We start from the raw sequence: 20852 nt of genomic DNA, 5'->3' as shown, positions 1-20852 counted from the left end.
CAGCGCCCAGGCGGCGGAGCGTCCCCCTGGGCGCTGTTCTTAGCTGTTCACAAACGCCAGCAGATCGGCGTTGACCTGATCGGCGTGGGTGGTCGGGATGCCGTGCGGCGCGCCCTTATAGGTATGCAGCGTGCCGTTTTGCACCAGCTTGGCCGACAGCACGCCGGAATCCTGATAAGGCACCACCTGATCGTCGTCGCCGTGGATCACCAGCACCGGAATGGAGATCTTCTTGAGATCTTCGGTGAAATCGGTCTGCGAGAAGGCGACGATGCCGTCATAGTGCGCCTTGGCGCCGCCCATCATGCCCTGGCGCCACCAGTTCCAGATAATGGCCTCCGACGGTTTGGCGCCCGGACGGTTATAGCCGTAGAACGGACCGGCCGGCACGTCGTAATAGAATTGCGCCCGGTTGGCGGCCAGCTGCGCCTGGAAATCATCGAACACCGCTTTGGGGGTGCCCTGCGGATTGGCGTCGGTTTTCACCATCAGCGGCGGCACCGCGCTGATCAGCACCGCTTTGGACACCTTGTCCTCGCCGTGGCGCACGATATAGCGCACTACCTCGCCGCCGCCCGTCGAGTGGCCCACGTGCATCGCGCCCTGTACGCCCAGGTGTTTCACCACCGCGGCGACATCATCGGCGTAGTGGTCCATGTCGTGCCCTTCCCACACCTGGCTGGAGCGGCCGTGGCCGCGGCGATCGTGCGCAACCACGCGGAACCCTTGGTTCACGAAGAACAGCATCTGGGCATCCCAGTCATCGCTGGACAGCGGCCAGCCGTGGTGGAAGTAGATAACCTTGCCGTTTTTGGGGCCCCAATCCTTGTAGAAAATCTCGACGCCATCGCTGGTCGTTACATAACCCATGTCGTTTCTCCCATTTACACTATGGTTAAAAAAGAAGGTTTATACTGCGCGCGGCGCCGGGATCTCTGGCTCCCTCATCCCGGCTGGCCGACGATCTTGCGTTGATCGTTTAACGAGTATAGGTTTAAAGCTCACTTTAAGGTCAAACCCAATTCGGCAAACCGCATTCCCGCTTTCGATCGGCATCAGGAGTATTCAAGTGCAAGGAGATGACACCGCCACGACGATGGAGCAACGGCTTGCCGCCCAGCGCCACGCCTTCCTGCGCGACGGCGCGCCGACGATGGATCAGCGCAAGGCCGTCCTGCGCCGCCTGCGGAGCGCCATTCTGGCCCAGCGCGGCGCGCTGGCGGCGGCCGTCAGCGCGGACTTCGGCCACCGCTCGCCTTACGAGACCGACATTCTGGAGATTCTGGTCACCGTGCAGGCGATCGATTACCTGCTGCGCAACCTGAAACGCTTCATGAAACCGGAGCGCCGCCACGTTGCCCTGCCGTACCAGGCTGCGCGCGCCTATGTGCAATATCAGCCCAAGGGCGTGATCGGCGTCATGGCGCCGTGGAACTACCCTTTATCGTTGACCTTCATCCCGCTGGCCACCGCCCTGGCCGCCGGCAACCGCGTGATGCTGAAACCTTCGGAGCTCACGCCGCATACCAGCCAGCTCATCGAGACGATGCTGGCGGCGCAGTTTCCCGCCGACGAGATCGCCGTGGTGACCGGCGGGCCGGAGATCGGAGCCAGATTCAGCGAGCTGGCGTTCGACCATCTGGTGTTCACCGGCAGTACGGCGATCGGCCGTCAGGTCATGCAGGCGGCCGCTAAAAATCTGGTGCCGCTGACGCTCGAGTTGGGCGGCAAAAGCCCTGCCGTCGTGGCGCCCGGCGCGCTCACCGCCAGAATCGTTAACAGCCTGGCGTTCGGCAAGCTGTCGAACGCGGGCCAAACCTGCATCGCGCCCGATTACCTGCTGATCCATCAGAACGATGTGGAGAGCTTCATTGCGCTCTACGACGCGGCGGTCAAAGCGTTTTACCCCACAGGGCCGACGGGCAGCGACTACGGCGCCATCATCAGCGACAGGCACTATCAACGTTTGCAAGACCTGCTGGCCGATGCCCAGGCGCGGGGCGCGCAAATCATTCCGGTCGGCCATCGCCCGGACTCGGCGTCTGAACGGCCGAAAACCCTGGCTCCCACGCTGATCGTCGGCGCCCCCGACGACAGCCGGATCATGCAAGAAGAGATCTTCGGGCCGCTGCTGCCGGTGCGCACCTACGCCGCCTTTGATGAAACGATCGACGTTATCAACGCCGGGCCGCGCCCGCTGGCGCTGTATTACTTTGGCCCGGCAGGCGCGCAGCAGGATCGGCTGCTGACGCACACCACCTCAGGCAACGTCAGCGTCAACGCCACCCTGCTGCATTTCGCCCAGGACGATCTGCCGTTCGGCGGCATCGGCCCCAGCGGCATGGGGGCCTGTCACGGCATCGAAGGATTTCGGGCGCTGAGCCACGCCAAGGGCGTTTTCATCCAGAGCCGCTGGCACTTTACCGGCCTGCTGCGCGCGCCGTTCGGCAAACTGGCGGACGCGGTGCTCACGTTCATGTTGCGGCGCCGATAAAGCGGTGTGCTGACAATCAATAGCACAGCCATGAATCGCCGCAAGCTATCACAATATTCACTCATTCCTATTTTATCTCTCCGCCGCCGCTGACTAAGCTTAGCCATGAGTCACCCTTTGTCCGTTGGCGACGGGGGTGACGTAAATCGATTGAGTTCAGTTATTTAGCGCAACACCCGACGCAAGCCTTACCCGCATGCCTTGTTAACCGCTCCACGCCCGGCGGCTGGAGCATCTTTACGGAAGCAGAGAGCGCATTATGACAACTGAAAGCAAATGCCCGTTTTCGGGCGGCAAGCAGCCCGCACCGCAGAACGGCCCCACCAATCAGGATTGGTGGCCTAATCAGCTCAGCCTGAAACCGCTGCATCAGCACTCCCCCCTGTCCGATCCGATGGATAAAGACTTCAACTACGCCGATGCCTTCAACAGCCTCGATCTGGCGGCGGTCAAACAGGATCTGCACGCCCTGATGACCGATTCGCAGGAATGGTGGCCGGCGGACTTCGGCCACTACGGCGGCCTGTTCATCCGCATGGCCTGGCACAGCGCCGGCACTTACCGCATCGGCGACGGCCGCGGCGGCGCGGGCGAAGGCCAACAGCGCTTCGCCCCGCTCAACAGCTGGCCGGACAACGTCAGTCTCGACAAGGCGCGCCGCCTGCTGTGGCCAATCAAGCAGAAATACGGCCGCAACATCTCCTGGGCCGACCTGATTATCCTGACCGGCAACGTGGCGCTGGAATCGATGGGCTTCAAAACCTTCGGCTACGCCGGCGGCCGCGCCGACACCTGGGAGCCGGACGACGTCTACTGGGGGTCTGAGAAGATCTGGCTGGAACTGAGCGGCGGGCCGAACAGCCGCTACTCGGGCGACCGCGATCTGGAAAACCCGCTGGCGGCGGTGCAGATGGGCCTGATCTACGTCAACCCGGAAGGCCCGGACGGCAACCCCGATCCGGTGGCCGCCGCGCGCGACATCCGTGAAACCTTCGCCCGCATGGCGATGAACGACGAAGAAACCGTGGCGCTGATCGCCGGCGGCCACACCTTCGGCAAGACCCACGGCGCCGGCCCGGCGTCTCACGTCGGCGCCGATCCGGAAGCGGCCGGACTGGAGTCGCAGGGCCTCGGCTGGCACAGCACCTTCGGCACCGGCGTCGGCAAAGACGCCATCACCAGCGGCCTGGAAGTGACCTGGACCACCACCCCGACCCAGTGGAACCATGACTTCTTCCGCCACCTGTTCGAATACGAATGGGAGCTGAGCCAAAGCCCGGCCGGCGCGCACCAGTGGGTGGCGAAAGACATCGGCGAAACCATTCCCGACGCCTTCGATCCCAACAAGAAGCGCCGCCCGACCATGCTGACCACCGACCTGTCGCTGCGCTTCGATCCGGCCTACGAGAAGATTTCACGCCGCTTCTATGAACACCCGGAAGAGCTGGCCGACGCCTTCGCCCGCGCCTGGTTCAAGCTGACCCACCGCGATATGGGGCCGCGCGCGCGCTACCTCGGCCCGGAAGTGCCGCAGGAAGAGCTGATTTGGCAGGATCCGATCCCGGCGGTCGATCATCCGCTGATCGACGAGCAGGACATCGCCGCGCTGAAAAGCAAGGTGCTGGCTTCCGGCCTGCCGGTGTCCGCGCTGGTTTCCACCGCCTGGGCTTCCGCATCGAGCTTCCGCGGTTCCGATAAACGCGGCGGCGCCAACGGCGCGCGCATTCGCCTGGCGCCGCAGAAGGACTGGGCCGTCAACCAACCTGCGCAGCTCGCCGCGACGTTGGCCAAGCTGGAGAGCATCCAACGCGCCTTCAACGACGCGCAGACCGGCGGCAAGCGCGTCTCGCTGGCGGATCTGATCGTGCTGGCCGGCGCGGCGGGCGTGGAACAGGCGGCGAAGAACGCCGGCTTGACCCTGACGGTGCCGTTCGCCCCAGGCCGCATGGACGCCTCGCAGGAACAGACCGACGTGGACTCCTTCGAGGCGATGGAGCCGCTCGCCGACGGTTTCCGCAACTTCCTGAAGGGCAAATACCGCGTGCCGGCCGAAACGCTGCTGGTCGACAAGGCGCAGCTGTTGACCCTGACCGCGCCGGAAATGACGGTGCTGGTCGGCGGGCTGCGGGTGCTCGGCGCCAACGTTGGCGGCACGCAGCACGGCGTGTTCACCCATCGCCCGCAGGCGCTGACCAACGACTTCTTCGTCAACCTGCTCGACATGGGCACCACCTGGCACCCGGTGGGTGAGGACGGCCTGTTCGAAGGCCGCGATCGCCGCAGCGGCGCGGTCAAATGGACCGGCACCCGCGTCGATCTGGTGTTCGGTTCGCACGCGCAGCTGCGCGCGCTGGCCGAAGTCTACGGCAGCGCCGACGGGCAAGAGAAGTTCGCCCATGACTTCGTCGCCGCCTGGAACAAAGTGATGAACCTCGATCGCTTCGATCTGGCGTAAACTCCCCGCAACGGTCTGCTTCGGCAGGCCGTTTTTCCTCCCGAGAACCACACCGCCTCCGCTCAGCGCCAGCCGTAGCGCACGTCGTTATATTTCTTTTCCCGCTTATTCGTATTTACTCAACAAGTCATATAAAAATTTGATGGGCGGCAATTCTTTTAATGCTGTATTTATATTTAGAGGGCAATGAAGAACGTAAATTCAGCGCGCTAATACGATATATCCCATCAAGGAGAACACCGTTATGGATTATCCCCAATTCACTTCAACACGCGGCGAGGCGGACCGCATTATCAGCGCCGACCCTTAGCGATAGCGGGCCTGCTGGCCCGGCGCCTCACCGTTTACGCCAATAAGAATAAATGTTCTGCCCCTGCGCCATATTCGCCGGGGCGTCAGAACTTCGCCCCTATTTAGCGTTTCATCACGCGCGTTGCGTTTTTAGCTTTTATTTTTCAGCCGACGGGAAAGCTCATAGGAAATGACGTTTCACTCAGGAAAATAACCGCTACCTGGAGGTCATCATGCAACACATTATCGGTATTTCTTCTCGTCGGCTGAGGATATCGGCCCTTGCGCTGCTGCTCCCTGCCGTATCATGGGCGGCCGATACGGCATCTCTCGCCGTGGGGCCGCAATATGACACCACCCATGTCTACGTCGAACGCGGCAAGATGGATGCCTTTGTCGACAGCATCCTGAAAACCTTCGGCGGCACCCGCACCGAACGCGTGCTGGTCAACGTCACGCCCACGCCGAGCGAAACCTATTCCCAGCTGATACTGACGCCAGCCGGCAGCTTCTCGGTGTTCGATTTCAAAACGCCGATCCCGCACCCGTTCGGCGCCGAGCGCAACGGTTTTCTGGTCAGGGATATGGATGCCGCCATTCAACAAGCCAAGGCCGCCGGCGCCGATGTGCTGGTCGCCCCCTTCGACGATCCGATTGGGCGCGACGCGGTGATCCAATGGCCCGGCGGCGTCAACATGCAGCTTTATTGGCACACCAAAGCGCCCAACTACAAGCCGCTGCTGAGCGTGCCGGAAAACCGCCTGTATCTCTCCGCTTACCGCGTCGATGACTTCCTGAAAAGCTATCAGACGTTCTCGCACGGCAAAGTCGTGCGCGACGAGCAGGTCAGCGATGCGGCGATCGGCCGCAACGATAACGGCAAGATCCGCCAGATCGAACTGGACTCGCTTTTTGGCAAAACGCGCATTTTCGTCACCGATGGGCATCTGCCTTATCCGTTCGGCCATGAGCGCACCGGCTATGGCGTCGAGGATCTGCAGGCCACGCTGGCCAAAGCGACGGCCAGCGGCGCGCAGGTGCTGTGGCGATCGACGGCGGCGGAACGCCGCGCCTCGGCGCTGGTGCGTTTCCCCGGCGGCTACATCGCCGAAATTCACCAGACAGCCAAATAAACCCAAGGCGCGCTGCGGCGCGCTTTTTTCTTCGGATATTCATGATGAAACGCACGCTACCCGCACTGTTGCTGTTCTCCACGCTCCCCGCTCTGGCGGCGGAGCCCGCCGCCTCCCCCTGGAAAAACATCCCGTTGGGCGATGCGGCCACCTTATCTTTCGACGGTTCACTGCGCGAGCGCTATGAATGGACGGATCAACGGGATTTGAATGGCGGACGCGACGACACTTTCATGCAGCGCTTGCTGGTTGGCGCGCGCCTCGACTACGGCGACTATTTCGGCGCCTATGTGCAAGTGGGATCGTCGCTGGCCACGCCGCGCGATCGCGGGCGCAAGCCGACCGACGAAGATCATGCCTACCTCGGGCAGGGCTATGTGGATATGAAACTGCCCACTGCCTACGGCCTCGGCACCCTGCGGGTCGGCCGCCAGGAGATTGCGCTGGGCTCGCTGCACCTGCTGGGCACCCGCGACGGCCCCAACGTGCGCCGTTCCTTCGATGCTATCCGCGCCAGCTGGGTCAAGGATAAAAACCGCCTCGACGCCTTTATCGGCCATCCCGTCACCCTTAAAACCGGCAGTTTCGACGACGATACCGACAACAGCCAAAAGGTGTGGGGACTGTACGGCACCACGCCGCTGACGCCGCTGGCTTCTTCGCTCGATCTCTACACCTTTGGCTTTGAGGATAACGACGCCCACTACGCGCAGCTTAGCAGGCAAGAGCGGCGCTATACCGTCGGCGCACGCATCTTCGGCGCAGCGCGGGGGTTCGACTGGGATAATGAAGCTGCCTGGCAGTTCGGCAGCGCAGAACAGCGCGATATCCGCGCCTGGTCGGCGTCGGCGCACGCCGGCTATACGGTGAGCGACTGGCGCTGGCGGCCGCGCTTTGGCGGCAAGATTGGCATCGCCAGCGGCGACAAAAACGGTCACGATGGGCAGCTCAACACCTTCAACGCCATGTACCCCAAGCTGCCCTACCTGACCGAAAACGGGCTGGTGGCGCCGGCTAACCTGATCGCCATCCATCCTTCGGTCACCATCACGCCGTGGCAAACCCTGGCCATCGACTTCAGCTGGGACGCGTTATGGCGGCAACGCCGTGAGGACGCCTTCTATCTCGGGCCAATGCGCCCGGTGAAAGGCAGCGAACAGGGATCGAGCTTTATCGGCAACCAGTACCAGGTCGAAACCACCTGGACGCCGAGAAGCGATCTCCAGTTCAAGGTAGCCTATGTCTACTTCGACGTCGGCCACAGCCTGCAGCACCATGCCGGGCTGAAAGACATGAACTTCGTGCTGGCGCAGGGCACCTACAGTTTTTAAGCATCAGGCAAGTTAATCGGTATACGCGGGCCCCCTCAATAATCCCGTATCCGATTAATGACGACAGCCGGAGTGCGGCCGCCTCTATGCGTTACGGCAATGGCGGCTACTCACCGCATTTCACAGATAAAAAGCCGGAAAAACAGAAAGATAAATCAGCAACGCAAATGCCGCGCGCCGATTACAGAGAAATATTAAATAAAGATTTAATTCCAACGAGTTATTTAAACAAGTCTTTTACTCATATCTTATGTAAAAGATTCATATAAGAATAACTAATTAATAAAATAATTGTGTTTATACTGCTTTAACTCAATCGCAGTGCACAATTAATTCCTCACCGTGACTAATGATAAGGATATATTCCGCTTGAACGCAATATTCAAGCCAGACCAAGGAGGCAAGCCAATGATATCACATTAATTATCCCTGATTTTCAAACCTGTGTACGAGCATATAGAGCGTTAGGTGCAATATTGTCAACGTCCAAAGGAGTTTGATATGTCATTAGCTACCGATAAGATTTCCGATTATTTAACCAGTTATGAAAGAGGCGATCACGCGGAGAGCAGTAAACCGTCATATACCACGCAAGAGGTTTCAGATCTGCTGCTGAGGAGCCATTATTCCGCCAATGGCAAAGGCGTGACAGACCATGCGGCTACCTTGACCTACTCTTTCCCCGTCTATACCGGCAGCGACAAGACGGGCGCCGCGCAGCTTACCGCCGCTCAACAAGCCCAAACCAAGCTTTCATTGCAATCCTGGTCGGATGTGGCCAACATCACGTTCACCGAGGTTAAAGGCAACGACGCGAAAAATGCAGATATAAAGTTTGGTTTTTATAAGGCGGCCAGCGGGGGCAATTACACCTCGTATGAAAGTACGCAGAGCGATCTCAAAAGCACCATTTGGATCAGCGGTAATAACGGCTACGACGCCTCCAATCCGCAAACCAATAACTACGCCAGGGATACGCTTACCCATGAAATAGGGCATGCGTTGGGGCTTTCTCATCCCGGCAATTATGATGCGTCAAATGCCACCTACCCCACCTACGCCAACTCGGCGAAGTATTATGAAGACGACCATCAATATTCTTTGATGAGCTATTTTAACGAACAATACACCAGCGCTGACTATAAAGGCGTTTGGCCATCAGGACCGCAGCTGGATGATATTACCGCCATACAGAAGCTTTACGGCGCGAATACCACCACGCGCACCGGCGATACCACCTATGGTTTCAACTCGAATACGGACAGAGACTTTCTGAGCGTTAAAGCGTCCACGGACAAAATCGTGGCGGCTATCTGGGATGCCGGCGGCAATGACACGCTGGATTTTTCAGGCTACAGCCAGGATCAGCGCATCAACATTAACGAAGGCGCATTCTCTGATGTAGGCGGCTTGAAGGCGAATATAGCCATCGCCTACGGCGCGCAGATTGAAAATATCATCGGCGGCAGCGGTGCCGACATTCTTGTGGGCAACGCGCTGAACAATACGCTAAAAGGCGGTGCAGGCAACGACATCATTTACGGTGCCGGCGGCGCCGATCAGCTTTGGGGCGATGCAGGCGCGGACACCTTCGTCTTCCGCGAAGCCGGCGACAGCCAAGCCGCCGCGCCGGATTGGATCCGCGATTTCCAGACGGCGGTGGATAAAATCGATCTGTCGTGGCTCAACCAGACGGCTAAGGCCGAAGGGAGCGAGTTGCACTTCGTGGATAGTTTAAGCGGCTCGTTGTATGAAGCGGCGCTGAATTATGACGCGCAGCAGAATGTCACCGATCTGGCCATCAATCTCTCCGGCAATCAACTGCCTGATTTCCTTGTAAAAATCGTTGGGCATGTCGACGCTTCCGCCGATATTCTCGTCTAGCCAAGGCAAACCCGCAGTCCGGCCTTCACGCCGGACTGTTTATTTCTTTTCAGGCCTGCCGCTGGCGTTTTTTACGCGGTTCCCACATCCATCGCCAAAGCAGTAAATGGATGTGGGGAGCAACGGAACAACAAACGCACTTAAGCAGTCAATTTAAATGACTATTCATCTATAAATTAGTAAGTTATCACGTCATCGCCAGAAATCATCCGTTCTACTTTCTTGTCTCATCCACCACACAGCAAACGATTATCATTATCATTTGATATTTATTCTTGATGCTCACAAACTACTGTTCATACACACAGCCTTCGTGCTTTTTTAACCATCTTCGCCTTAAATGCGCAGCGTCGTTAACTGTCTTTAAGGCGTTACCATGCGCCATTTCCATGGCAGGAACTTATTAATAAACTGAGGAATTATCATGGCTGAACAAAAGAAAAATGCCCAGGTACAGAGTGGCGTCAACGACGACATCACCGAACTTAAATCACTCACCACCCTTCGCAAACGGGTCATCAGCGACGATGAAATCGTCTCCAAATCGGCCAACGGTTTTCGGCTGGCAAATGGCAATACCGGAGTGATGCTGCGTAACGACGGCGAGGCTTTCTACTTACTGACAACTCAGGCTGGGCAAGCTCAAAACGGACAATGGAACACCTCGCGTCCTTTCGCTTTCAGCCTGGCTTCCGGCAGGGTTGCACTCGGCAACGGCGTTGATATTTCCGGTGGTGCGATGGTATCGCATAATGCCGGCATCTCCACCGCGACCACCGGTCCAGCACCACTTATTAATGGGCAAATCTATGATGCGGCTGCCGTACATACCAATTTCACCAGCGGTAACGTCACTACGGCCATGTTGATGGGGTCACGCGTGATCGCCGGCAAAGAGGATTATGGCCTGCTCTCTTACCGTGACTGGCAGGGAAACTGGAATGAACTCCGGGTCAAACCCAATGCCGAGCTGTCTGTTGGGCAACTGACCAAACGCAACGCTCACGGCTGGTTCACTGCAAGCCCGCCTGAGAATGTCGATAAATCGCAGGAGTCCATTACCAACGGGCTTTATTTACCTAATCCAGGTAACAAACACGTAAAAATTTATCATCACGACCATGTGAAGTACAACGAGCTGGTCATTAACGTGAGTGACGGCAATAAAAATAGCTGGTTCGTTTTCAAAGAAGATGGCTATGCCGTCACCGGCGGCGGATGGAACATCAGCTCTGACGTCCGTATGAAAACGGAAATAACCCCAATTGGCAGCGCCCTGGACAAACTGACCCATATCGGCGGTTACACCTACCTCAAACAGGGCGTGCTGGAAGCCGGCGTGATTGCACAGGAAGTGGAAGAGGTTCTCCCCCAATCCGTGACCCAGACCGAGCTGAAACTCAATGACGGCAGCGTGCTGAAAGACGCCCGCAGCATCAATATCAACGGCGTAGTGGCGTTGCTGGTTGAGGCGCTTAAGGAAGAACGCTCACTGCGCGAAGCAGAACGAGAAACTTTTGAAACACGACTGGCTGCTTTGGAAAAAGGCATTGAACGCGCCTGATTAACAATATTGCAGTGGTTTGCACTGAATACCTCTCAGCGCCTTTACAGGCGAGTACCGCGCTTACAATACGATGACGAAAAGGAACTCAATGATGAATGGATTTAATTACGGTGATGGTAAAGGAAGGAAACGTCAAGGCGGTGTAAATGCAGAAGCTGCTTCCCGGTTCAGTAATGTCTGCGTTATTCGCAGCTCGGCAGCGCGTCGATTACATCGTTCTATTTGAAGAGGGATCGGATTATGACACGATATGAAGATACAACGCAGTATGAACGCGATGTAATGACTTCAATGGGATACAACTGGAATGGACATGGGTGGCAACGAGGGTTTGACTTATCAGATGGCAATATGGTTGTAGAAGCATGGGTTGGCGAGGGTTTACCTGATAGACAGAAGGAATTAAGTAGTATTACCCATATCTGGGATCAAAAAATTTCCGATATTAATAAACCGATAAGTGCTTTTGATCCTGAAGATGATGATATCAGGCCATTCAGCAATGAAGCGAAAGAGAGTTATCGTGAGGATTCGGACAAAGCCATTCAGTTTTACGCTAATAAAGTCAATGAAATTGACAACCAAATTAAAGAAATTCAAAAGGATATTGATGCATTAAGCAAGAAAGCTGAAAGCAGTCAACTTAGTGAATTCGAGAAAGCAAACCTAAAAGCAATTATTAGTAAGTTAAAGGTAAGCAAAGAACGTCTTACCATTCTTCGAAACGAAGCTAATAAAAGAAGAGTACATCAGGAATATTTAAAGCTGAATAATGAAAGCTGGTTCTTCTCTAGAGAGAAACCTACACCCTGGGTTAGAGAACAGCAATCATTGACCAGAAAAGAGATGGGTAACAAACTGGAAGAAGAGAAGAGAATACAATTAGAAATTGACGCAGCTAAACAAAATATTGAACATTTAGAAAGTGAACAGCGCGAGAAGGAAGAGGATGTCCGCAAAGCTGATGAGGCTCGTAAGGCTGAGGAAACGCGCAAAGCTGAGGAAGCCCGTCGCGCTGAAGAAGCCCGCAAGGCTGAAGCAGCACGGAAAGCATTGTTCGCCAAAGCCGGCGTACTGGACGCCCCGGTCTATACACCCGACATGATAAAAGCGGCCAATGCCGCGTTGGCCACGGCCGGGGTCATGGTGCTCAACCGCGCGGGCGGTATGGTACAATTATCGACATGGGGCAACAGTGTGATGACCACCGCCAGTGAGCTGGCCGGCTGGGTATCCGGTGGAGTGTGGCGCGGCGCCGTCGAAGTTTCCCGGGTTGCCACGCTCAGTGCGGTAGCTCCGGCAGTCGGCGCCTTTGTTGTCGGATTCTGGCCGGGGAAAGCCGGTGAAAGTCAGAGCGATATTGATAAATTGTTGGGTCGTGATTTGACACAGATGTTTACCGTTCCGGCCAGCCTGGTTGCCGCAGGGAAAACACAGATTCAGCCGGAAATGACCACGGTCGATTTGCCGGTGCGCGGGTTTATTCGCCGGGGGAATAACGGTCAGCAAGAGGTAATACTGGTCAAAACAGGAACGGGCGGCGTCTCCGCTACCGTGCCGGTGTATCGGCCGGTTCGCGATGAAAAAACCGGTCTGGACCGGATCACCTTGCCGGCGGTGGCCGGTGCGCCGGGGCGAACCATTTTGATAAACCCGGGCGCTGCCCCGTCGGGGCCGTGGCATACCGGCAATCCTGCGCCTGCAGCGCCGGTAACGCCGGTGCATACCGGTACGGAGATAAAGCAGGCCGACAGTATCGTCACGACGACGTTCCCTGCAGATGACATGCCACTGCAGGATTTTATCTACTGGCAGCCTGATGCAACGGGGACCGGCGTTGAGCCTGTCTATGTCATGCTCAGTGGTATCTATGGTGAAACCAACGCTAAAGGGCAATACAGTGGTCGCGACTACAACACGGACAAGGCCGGTGGCCCAATTCAGAATCTGGACTGGAAAACCGCCACCATTGACCGCGCCGGCGTGGACAAGGTGAAGCTGCATACCGGGCGGTTTGGCGAATCTCCCGATAACAAGGTGATGATTGACCGCCTGGAAAAAATCCTGAAGGGAGAAGTACAGCCCACCGATACCGACAAGCGTTTTTACACCCACGAAATCAGGGAATTGGAGCGTTATAGAGCAGTTGGTGTTCCTGATGGAATATCACCTGATGACGATGGTGCTACGTGGAATAACACTCATACGGCGACGTTGGAAGATTACAAATTAAGTAGCGATCGCTCTCTGTTATATACACCAGAAGCATTAAAAGCTGGTGATGAATAAATCTAGAGGTTATATATGATTGATTTTAAACCTATGTTTGAAAATGAACAAATCCGAGACATAGTTTTATTCTTGTCGGGACGAAAAGAAAACGGGATATCTCATCCTCAATTAGATGGGTATTGCACTATGTATGGTAATAAACGCATATCAAACATTGAACTGATTTCATTAGTGAAAAGTATGCGAGAAAAAGGGGATGTATCATCTAATGGAAAAGGTGGCTATAAAAAAGGTCCAAACTGGAAAGAACCCGCATTCGTAACCGAGAAAAAATACGGTATTGAGTAATTACCAGTGCCTTCCATAAGTGCGTTTTAAGCAGCGTCCAACAAACGAGAGTTTGTTGGACGTTTTCGTTGATGGCTAATTCCACGCCAGATTGGTTTTCAGTCCAGCCCAAGGTCAGAAAACAACGGTTTTGGCTCCGTTGCTCCCCCCAAATCGCGCATACGAGGTCACACCGCCTCCAGCTCCGCCGCCAGGGTGGCGACCAGCTCCGCCGCCGGCATCGGCCGCGCCAGGCCGACACCCTGCCCGGCCCACAGCGACATAAACTCCCCGCGCCCGGCCTTGGCCGCCGCCTGGCGGATATCGCCGGTGAGCGCGTTCTGCACCGGATAAGGCAGGATCTGCGCCTCTTCCGCGCGCATCTGCCGCATGAAATCATTGACGATGCCGCGCGCCGGGCGGCCGCTGAAGGCGCGCGTCAGGCGCGTGCTGTCATCGCCGGCGTTGCTCAGCGCCGCCCGCCAAGCTTCGGCGATGCCCGACTCCGGGCTGCACAGAAACGCGGTGCCGAGCTGCGCCGCCTGCGCGCCCAGCAATTGCGCCGCCGCGATGCCGCGCCCGTTCATGATGCCGCCCGCAGCGATCACCGGGATTTTCACCGCCGCCACCACCTGCGGCAGCAGGGCCATCAGCCCGACGCAGGATTGTTCGATATCGCCGAGGAAGGTCGGGCGGTGGCCGCCCGCCTCCGAGCCTGAGACGCAAACGAAGTCGGCGCCCGCCTCTTCCCAGGCGCGGGCTTCCGCCACCGTGGTGGCGGTGCCGATCACCCGTGAACCGGCCTTCTTGAACTGCGTGACCGTGGCGCGCGGCAGCACACCGAAGGTGAAGCTGACCACCGGCGGCGCAGCCTCCAGCAAGGCTGCGATCTGGTCGCGGTTGTTTTCGGCGAATTGAGTGGGGATCGGCGGCTCGCTCAACCCCAGCGCTTCGCGGAACGGCCGCAGCAGGTGCTGGGCGCGCTTCAGTTCGGCGAGATCCGGGTGCTGCTCATTGAGCAGAAACAGATTGATGTTGAACGGCGCGGCGGTCTGCGCGCGGATCTGCTGCACACGTTCGAGGATCAGCGCCGGTGAAAACAGCGCCGCCGCGCACGATCCCAGCGCCCCGGCGTTGCTCACCGCCACCGCCAACGCCGGCGGTGACGCGCCGTTCATCGGCCCCTGAACGATCGGATAGCGCAGCCCAAGCTCGCGGGCAAAAGCAGAAGGTGCCGTCATCAATGTGTCTCCCTGTACTGACTACATTCGTCTTACGGCGGCCGCGCCGCCGAACCGACCAAAAGCATAGCACCTTCTCACCGCCTGGCCGTGCAGTTAATGCTTCACCTGCCGCCTGTCCAACGACAGGAAGTGATGCACCACCGGTTTCTCCGGGCCAATATGGAAGCGCAGCGCCTCCTGCTGCAGATCGGCGTCGGCGTGCGACACCCGCTGGTGCTGCCGCAGATGCTCCGCCCAGGACTCCACCAGGAACCACTCCATGATGCATTCCGGATCGCCGGTATGCTCGGTGATACCCCAGGCGTAAGCGCCATCGCGGCGGCGCGCCCGCTCCAGCATCAGCAGCGTGCGCAAGAACTGCGGGCGATCCTGTTCGCGGATGCGGTACTCCACCTGAATCATTACCGGGCCGCGATCGTTTTCGACCGGCGTGTTGACCAACGGTTCCGGCCAATGGTTCGACGGCTGCAGATCGGCCTCACCGGTCGGCAGACGCAGGCGGTGGAACAGCAGCCCCGCCGCCAACAGGCCGACGCCGCCGACCAGCAGCGTGGCGGCCACGCCCAGCTCCTGCGCCACCAGCCCCCACAGCAGGCTGCCCGCCGCCATCGCGCCGTTGAACACCATCAGGTAGATGGCCAGGCCGCGGCCGCGCACCCAGTTGGGCAGCACGCCCTGCGCCGCACCGTTGAGCGTGGTCAACGCGATAATCCAGCCTGCGCCCAGCACCAACAGCAGCACCACCGCCAGCCACTGCGGCGGCGCCAGCGACAGGGCCGCCATCACCGCCGCCGTCAACACCGCCGCCAGCAACACCAGCCCGTCGGCATTCAGCCGCTGACGCAGGCGCGGCAGCACAATTGCCCCGAGGATCGCCCCGGCGCCCACCGCCCCCAGCAAAACGCCGTAAAAGCCGGCGCTGCCGCCCAGCATGCGGCGCGCCACCAGCGGCAGCAGCGCCCAGACCGAGCTGGAGAAGGCGAAAAATACCGCCGCCCGCAGCAGCACCACGTGCAACTCGCGGCTGGAGCGGGCATAGCGCAGGCCGGCGCGGAAGGCGCCGAAGAAGTGTTCCGACAGGCCGCTGTCCTCAACCTTCGGCCGCTTCCACCACAGCAGCGCCGCGATCACCAGCACATAGCTCATCACGTCCGCGCCGTAGGCCGCGCCGGCGCCGAAGCTGGCCAGCAGCAGCCCCCCGGCCGCCGGGCCGATGGAGCGAGCGATGTTGATGCCCAGCGAGTTCAGCGCCACGGCGTTTTTCAGCTCGGCGCGCGGCACCAGCTCCGGCACGATCGCCTGCCAGGTCGGCCCCATCAGCGCCGCGCCGATGCCGCCGACGAAGGTCAGCGCCAGCAGGTATTCCACCGTCAGCGCGCCGGTCTGCGACAGCACCAGCAGGCTGCCGCTGACGCAGGCCAGCAGAATTTGCACGAAGATCAGAAAGCGTCGCCGATCGAGAATGTCCGACAGCACCCCGGCCGGGATCGCCAGCAGGAACACCGGCAGCGTAGCGGCGGTTTGCATCAGCGCCACCGCCGAAGGGTTGCTCGACAGGTCAGTGATCAACCACGAGCTGGCGACGTCGCGCATAAAGCTGCCGACGTTGCCGAGCACCGTCGCGCCCCACAGCACCGCAAATAATGGGATTTTCAGCGGCGCGAAGCCGCCCGCCGCCGCCTTGTTTTCCGTCTGCTCAGCCATCTGTTCGCTCCTTCAAATCGTTAAATGCCACCAGCAACAGCGCGCCGGCCAGCCCAAGGTGTTCAAAAAATCCGTTCATCATCTGGCCGCGCTCCGCCCCGTCGAACTGCCAGAACGGATTGGCCATCAGCGTCGCCATCAGGGTAAAACCGGCCAGCGCCAGCGCGCCGAGCCAGCGATAAAAGCCGCTCAGGATCAGCGCCGACGCAGCCAGTTCCAGCAGCGTCACCAGCACGGCGAACAGCGCCGCCGGCTGCAGGCCGAAGTGACTCATCTCGGCGACCGCGCCTTCGACGTTCAGCGCTTTGACCAACCCGCCCTGAATATAGGCGGCGCAAATGGCGAGCAGCAGCAGCCAGCGCACCACAGGCGCATGCAGCCGCTGTGCGCAGCGGGCGGCGATAGCAGTCAGGTTCATCGCGCCCCCTTAAAACGGCGAATTTTGGATGAAGGCCAGCAGATCGGCGTTGAAGCGATCGGGATCGATCTGCGCCAAACCGTGCGAACCGCCGGCGTAAACATTCAGCTCCGCCTGTTGCATAAGCTTAGCGGCTTTCAGCGCCGAGGCGCCGATCGGCACGATCTGATCGGCGTCGCCGTGCACCAGCAGCGTCGGCTTGTCGATCGCCAGCAGGTCGGCGGTGTAATCCACTTCGGAGAACGCGCGCACACACTCGTACTGCCCTTTTACGCCGCCCTGCATGCCCATCAGCCAGAAGTGGTCGATCAGCCCCGCATTGCTCTCCACCTCGTCGCAGTGGAGGCCATAGAACGGCACCGCCAAATCTTTGAAGAACTGCGAGCGGTTGCCCGCCACGCCGCTGCGAATGCCGTCGAAGGCCGCCATCGGCGTACCCTCAGGGTTGACCGGCGTTTGCAGCATCAGCGGCGGTACGGCGCCGACCAGCACCACCTTCGCCACCCGATCGCTGCCGTGGCGGCCGATGTAGCGCGCCACTTCGCCGCCGCCGGTGGAATGGCCGACCAGGATCAGATCGCGCAGATCCAGCGTTTCGATCAGCAGGGCCAGATCGTCAGCGTATTGGTTGATGTCGTTGCCGTGCCAGGTTTGATCCGAACGGCCGTGGCCGCGGCGATCGTGGGCGATCACGCGGAATCCGCTCTGGCCGAAAAACAGCATCTGGTTGTCCCAGGCGTCGGCAGACAGCGGCCAACCGTGGGAGAACAGGATCGGCTGGCCGCGGCCCCAATCCTTATAAAAAATGCGTGCGCCATCGGGCGCGGTAAGGGTGCTCATGACGTGTTCCCCGCTCGGTATCGAATTGGATTTTGTACGGGTTAACAGTACGGCAGGCGTAAAGGCAGTGATAACGGAATAATTTTCGCATGATCGCGAGTTTTTTTGCTGAAGAAGCCGGCGTCGCCGCCGGCGCAAAACGTCAGATGTTTTCCAGATCGATACCGCGCGTTTTTGGGCCGAACAGCCCGATCACCAGCATCACGATCAGCATGCTGGCGACGATAAACGCGATCACCCCCAGCGAACCGCCGTACTGCAAGATAATGCCGATGATGATGCTGCTGAACACCGTCGACAGCCGGCTGAAGGAGTAGCAGAAACCGACGGCGCGGGCGCGGATATGGGTCGGGAAGATCTCGGATTGATACGAGTGGTAGCTGTAGGTCAGCCAGGCGTTGGACCAGGTGATGAAGAAACCGCACAGGATCAGCCACAGCGGGTTGTTCTGCAGTGCGAACAGCGAGCCGAAGATCACCGTCACCAGGCAGGACAACACGATCTGCCACTTGTTCTCCATCTTGTCGGCGTAGAAGCTGCACAGCAGCGAGCCCAGCGGGTAGGCCAGCGTGATAAAGAAAGCGTACAGCAGGCTGTGGGTGACCGAAGCGCCCTTGCCCGACAGCAGCGCCGGCAGCCAGTTGCCGAAGCCGAAGAAGCCGATGGCCTGAAAGAAATTCATCACTACCAGCATCAGCGTGCGATCGCGATATTGCGGCGCCCAGATGTCGCGAAAGCGGCCGCGCAGCGGCGCTCCCTCGGCATCGTCCACCGGGCGCGACGGGAAGTCCGCGGCCGCCACGCCGCAGCGCCGCTCCATGTCCCGCATCACCTGCCGGGCCTGCGCATAGCGCCGCTGTTGCACCAGCCAGCGCGGCGACTCCGGCAGCCCCTTGCGCACCAGCCAAATCACCAGCGAAGCCAGCGCGCCGGCGATCACCACATAGCGCCAGCCGCTCAGCCCCCAAATCGTCTGCGGCACCAGCCACCAGGACATCAGCGCCACCGCCGGCACCGACAGAAACTGCACGAAGAACGCGAAGGCGAAAGCCCGGGTGCGCAAGTGCGCGGGCACCCACTCCGTCAGGTAGGTATCGATGGTCACCAACTCGATGCCGAGCCCGACGCCCACCAGAAAACGCAGAAAGATCACCCATTCCGCCTGCTGTTGAAACGCCAACAGCAGCGAGAAGGCGCCATACCAGATCAGAGCGAACATAAAGGTGGCGCGCCGGCCGAAGCGATCGGCGTACGGGCTCAGCAGGCTGGCGCCGACGAACAGGCCGAGAAAGGTGGCGGAGGCAAAGGCCGCCTGATCCGACACGCCGAAAACGCCCTGCGCGCCGGTGTGGAAAATGCCGTCGGCGATAAGGCCAGTGCTGATATAGCCGGTCTGGAACAGATCGTAGAGTTCGAAAAAGCCGCCCAGCGACAGCAGAATGATAAAGCGCCACAGGCCGGCCGACGCGGGCAAGGCGTCGATTCTGGCCGCCAAATCCCGCGCATGGATCGGCGACGCCGCTACAGATTCACTCACCATTAACCTCGCATTAACATTTTTGATGACTTTCTATGCTAGCGAAGCGGCGTCGGAGTTAAATTTTTAATTAGCAGACTATGAAAAAAAGTTAAGCATAAAACGCTGCAGCAGCCTGTTTTATAGCAGGAAAATGTAGCGCGGGATGCCACAGCGGCATCCCGAATCGGCAGGTTAACGGCTGTGGTGGTGCTGCAGCCGTTCGCTGCGGTAGACGCTCAACAGGCACCAGCCGAGGGCGATCAGCGCCAGCGGCGCGGCGACGAAGCCGATGTTGCCCATGCCCAGATGCAGGCTCACCTGGTTGCCCAGCAGCGCGCCGCTGCCGATGCCGAAGTTGTACAGGCCGGAGAAAATCGCCATCGCCACGTCGGTAGCGTCCGGCGCCAGGCTCAGCACTTTGGCCTGCATCGACAGGCCGATCGCCATGATCGCCATCCCCCAGAAGATGCACAGCACCGTCAGGTGGCTTTCACTGCCGGCCGCCGGCAACAGCAGCAGCAGGCTCAAGGCCAGCAGCGTGATGGCACCGATGAAGAAGCCGGAAGGAAACCGCTCGCTGTAGCGGCTGAACAGCAGGCTGCCGACGATGCCGGCGGCGCCGAACAGCAGCAGCATCAGCGTGGTGAAGTTCTCCGACAGCCCGGCCACGGTCTGGATAAACGGCTCAATGTAGCTGTAGGCGGTGAAGTGCGCCGTCACCACAATGATGGTCAGCATGTAAAGCGCCACCAGCGCCGGGCGCTTGAACAGCAGCGGCACGCTGGCCAGCGAACCGGAATGCTCGCTTTTCAGCACCGGCAGCAGGCGCCACAGCAGCACCAGCGCCAGGGTGGCGCACACCGCGATGCCGATAAAGGTCATGCGCCAGCCGAGCAGTTGCCCGACCACCCGCCCGAGCGGCAGCCCGAGCACCATCGCCAGCGCGGTGCCGCCCGCCAGCAGGCTCAGCGCCTGGGCTTTCTTGCCTGGCGGCGCCACGCGGATCGCCAGCGAGGCGGTGATAGACCAGAACACCGAGTGCGCCAGCGCCACACCGGCGCGCGAAATGACCAGCGTGGTGAAGTTCCAGGCCACGGCGGTCAGCACGTGGCTGGCGATAAACAGCACGAACACGCCGATCAGCAACTTGCGGCGCTCAATCTTGCTGGTCAGCAGCATGCACGCCAACGAGGCGGCGGCGACGATCCAGGCGTAAATGGTAATGATCAAGCCGACCTGTTCGGTTTGCATCGAGAAGCTGGCGGCGATATCGCTCAGCAGACCGACCGGAATAAACTCGGTGGTGTTGAAGATAAAGGCCGAGACGGCGAGGATAACCACGCGCAACCAGGCGGTTGAGCGCGAAACGGGAGCGTGTTCCATGGTAAACAAAATCCGGACAGGTGCGGGCAA

Annotated in this window: 15 protein-coding genes; 8 read left to right on the top strand and 7 right to left on the bottom strand. The window is 59.3% G+C overall.

The window, feature by feature from the left end; all coding sequences use genetic code 11:
* Window positions 1-39 precede the first annotated feature (39 nt).
* Window positions 40-870 carry an alpha/beta fold hydrolase gene (locus ACMGF9_RS07700; RefSeq protein ID WP_015378452.1) on the bottom strand — a complete coding sequence of 277 codons (831 nt, stop codon included), beginning with the start codon at window positions 868-870 and terminating at the stop codon, window positions 40-42.
* Between the two features lie 199 nt (window positions 871-1069).
* On the opposite strand from ACMGF9_RS07700, the gene ACMGF9_RS07695 reads away from it, so the two are divergent.
* From ACMGF9_RS07695 to ACMGF9_RS07660, 8 genes are all read left to right on the top strand, one after another.
* Window positions 1070-2494 (top strand): coniferyl aldehyde dehydrogenase, encoded by a 1425-nt coding sequence (locus tag ACMGF9_RS07695; RefSeq protein ID WP_243750835.1) that lies wholly within the window; start codon window positions 1070-1072, stop codon window positions 2492-2494.
* Between the two features lie 259 nt (window positions 2495-2753).
* Window positions 2754-4949, top strand: coding sequence for a catalase/peroxidase HPI (katG, locus tag ACMGF9_RS07690; protein WP_049187899.1), 2196 nt, complete (start codon window positions 2754-2756; stop codon window positions 4947-4949).
* 524 nt (window positions 4950-5473) lie between these two features.
* The gene (locus tag ACMGF9_RS07685) at window positions 5474-6373 is read left to right on the top strand and encodes a VOC family protein (protein WP_162895221.1); all 900 of its coding nucleotides are present in this window, start codon (window positions 5474-5476) and stop codon (window positions 6371-6373) included.
* 41 nt (window positions 6374-6414) lie between these two features.
* Window positions 6415-7704, top strand: coding sequence for an alginate export family protein (locus ACMGF9_RS07680; protein ID WP_414160184.1), 1290 nt, complete (start codon window positions 6415-6417; stop codon window positions 7702-7704).
* A 501-nt stretch (window positions 7705-8205) separates the two neighbouring features.
* On the top strand, window positions 8206-9588 hold the full coding sequence (locus tag ACMGF9_RS07675; RefSeq protein WP_118891873.1) for a serralysin family metalloprotease: 1383 nt from the start codon (window positions 8206-8208) through the stop codon (window positions 9586-9588).
* A 424-nt stretch (window positions 9589-10012) separates the two neighbouring features.
* Complete coding sequence (locus ACMGF9_RS07670; protein WP_414160183.1) at window positions 10013-11152, top strand: tail fiber domain-containing protein; 1140 nt, start codon at window positions 10013-10015, stop codon at window positions 11150-11152.
* 243 nt (window positions 11153-11395) lie between these two features.
* A complete protein-coding gene (locus ACMGF9_RS07665; RefSeq protein WP_414160181.1) occupies window positions 11396-13444 on the top strand; it encodes an S-type pyocin domain-containing protein in 2049 nt (682 codons plus the stop codon).
* Window positions 13445-13459: 15 nt separating this feature from the next.
* Window positions 13460-13735, top strand: coding sequence for a hypothetical protein (locus ACMGF9_RS07660; protein WP_072265420.1), 276 nt, complete (start codon window positions 13460-13462; stop codon window positions 13733-13735).
* Between the two features lie 167 nt (window positions 13736-13902).
* Here ACMGF9_RS07660 and ACMGF9_RS07655 read toward each other — a convergent pair whose 3' ends face one another.
* The 6 genes from ACMGF9_RS07655 to ACMGF9_RS07630 all read right to left on the bottom strand — a co-directional run bounded on the left by ACMGF9_RS07655 (window position 13903) and on the right by ACMGF9_RS07630 (window position 20822).
* Entirely contained in the window at window positions 13903-14955 is a 1053-nt protein-coding gene (locus tag ACMGF9_RS07655; protein ID WP_015378460.1) for an NAD(P)H-dependent flavin oxidoreductase, read from the bottom strand.
* A 96-nt stretch (window positions 14956-15051) separates the two neighbouring features.
* Window positions 15052-16662, bottom strand: a complete 1611-nt coding sequence (locus tag ACMGF9_RS07650) for an MFS transporter (RefSeq protein ID WP_015378461.1) — start codon at window positions 16660-16662, stop codon at window positions 15052-15054.
* Window positions 16655-17080, bottom strand: coding sequence for a DoxX family protein (locus ACMGF9_RS07645; protein WP_004928622.1), 426 nt, complete (start codon window positions 17078-17080; stop codon window positions 16655-16657). Before ACMGF9_RS07645 ends, ACMGF9_RS07650 begins: the two co-directional genes overlap by 8 nt.
* A 9-nt stretch (window positions 17081-17089) precedes the next feature.
* The gene (locus ACMGF9_RS07640; protein WP_021505872.1) at window positions 17090-17920 is read right to left on the bottom strand and encodes an alpha/beta fold hydrolase; all 831 of its coding nucleotides are present in this window, start codon (window positions 17918-17920) and stop codon (window positions 17090-17092) included.
* A 142-nt stretch (window positions 17921-18062) separates the two neighbouring features.
* On the bottom strand, window positions 18063-19460 hold the full coding sequence (locus ACMGF9_RS07635; protein ID WP_004928618.1) for an MFS transporter: 1398 nt from the start codon (window positions 19458-19460) through the stop codon (window positions 18063-18065).
* Window positions 19461-19631: 171 nt separating this feature from the next.
* Window positions 19632-20822 (bottom strand): sugar transporter, encoded by a 1191-nt coding sequence (locus tag ACMGF9_RS07630; protein ID WP_015378464.1) that lies wholly within the window; start codon window positions 20820-20822, stop codon window positions 19632-19634.
* Between the last annotated feature and the right edge of the window lie 30 nt (window positions 20823-20852).

The sequence above is a fragment of the Serratia sp. BNK-23 genome (assembly GCF_047456145.1).
GTDB lineage: Bacteria > Pseudomonadota > Gammaproteobacteria > Enterobacterales > Enterobacteriaceae > Serratia > Serratia nematodiphila.
This window is presented reverse-complemented; position numbering and strand designations above follow the sequence as displayed.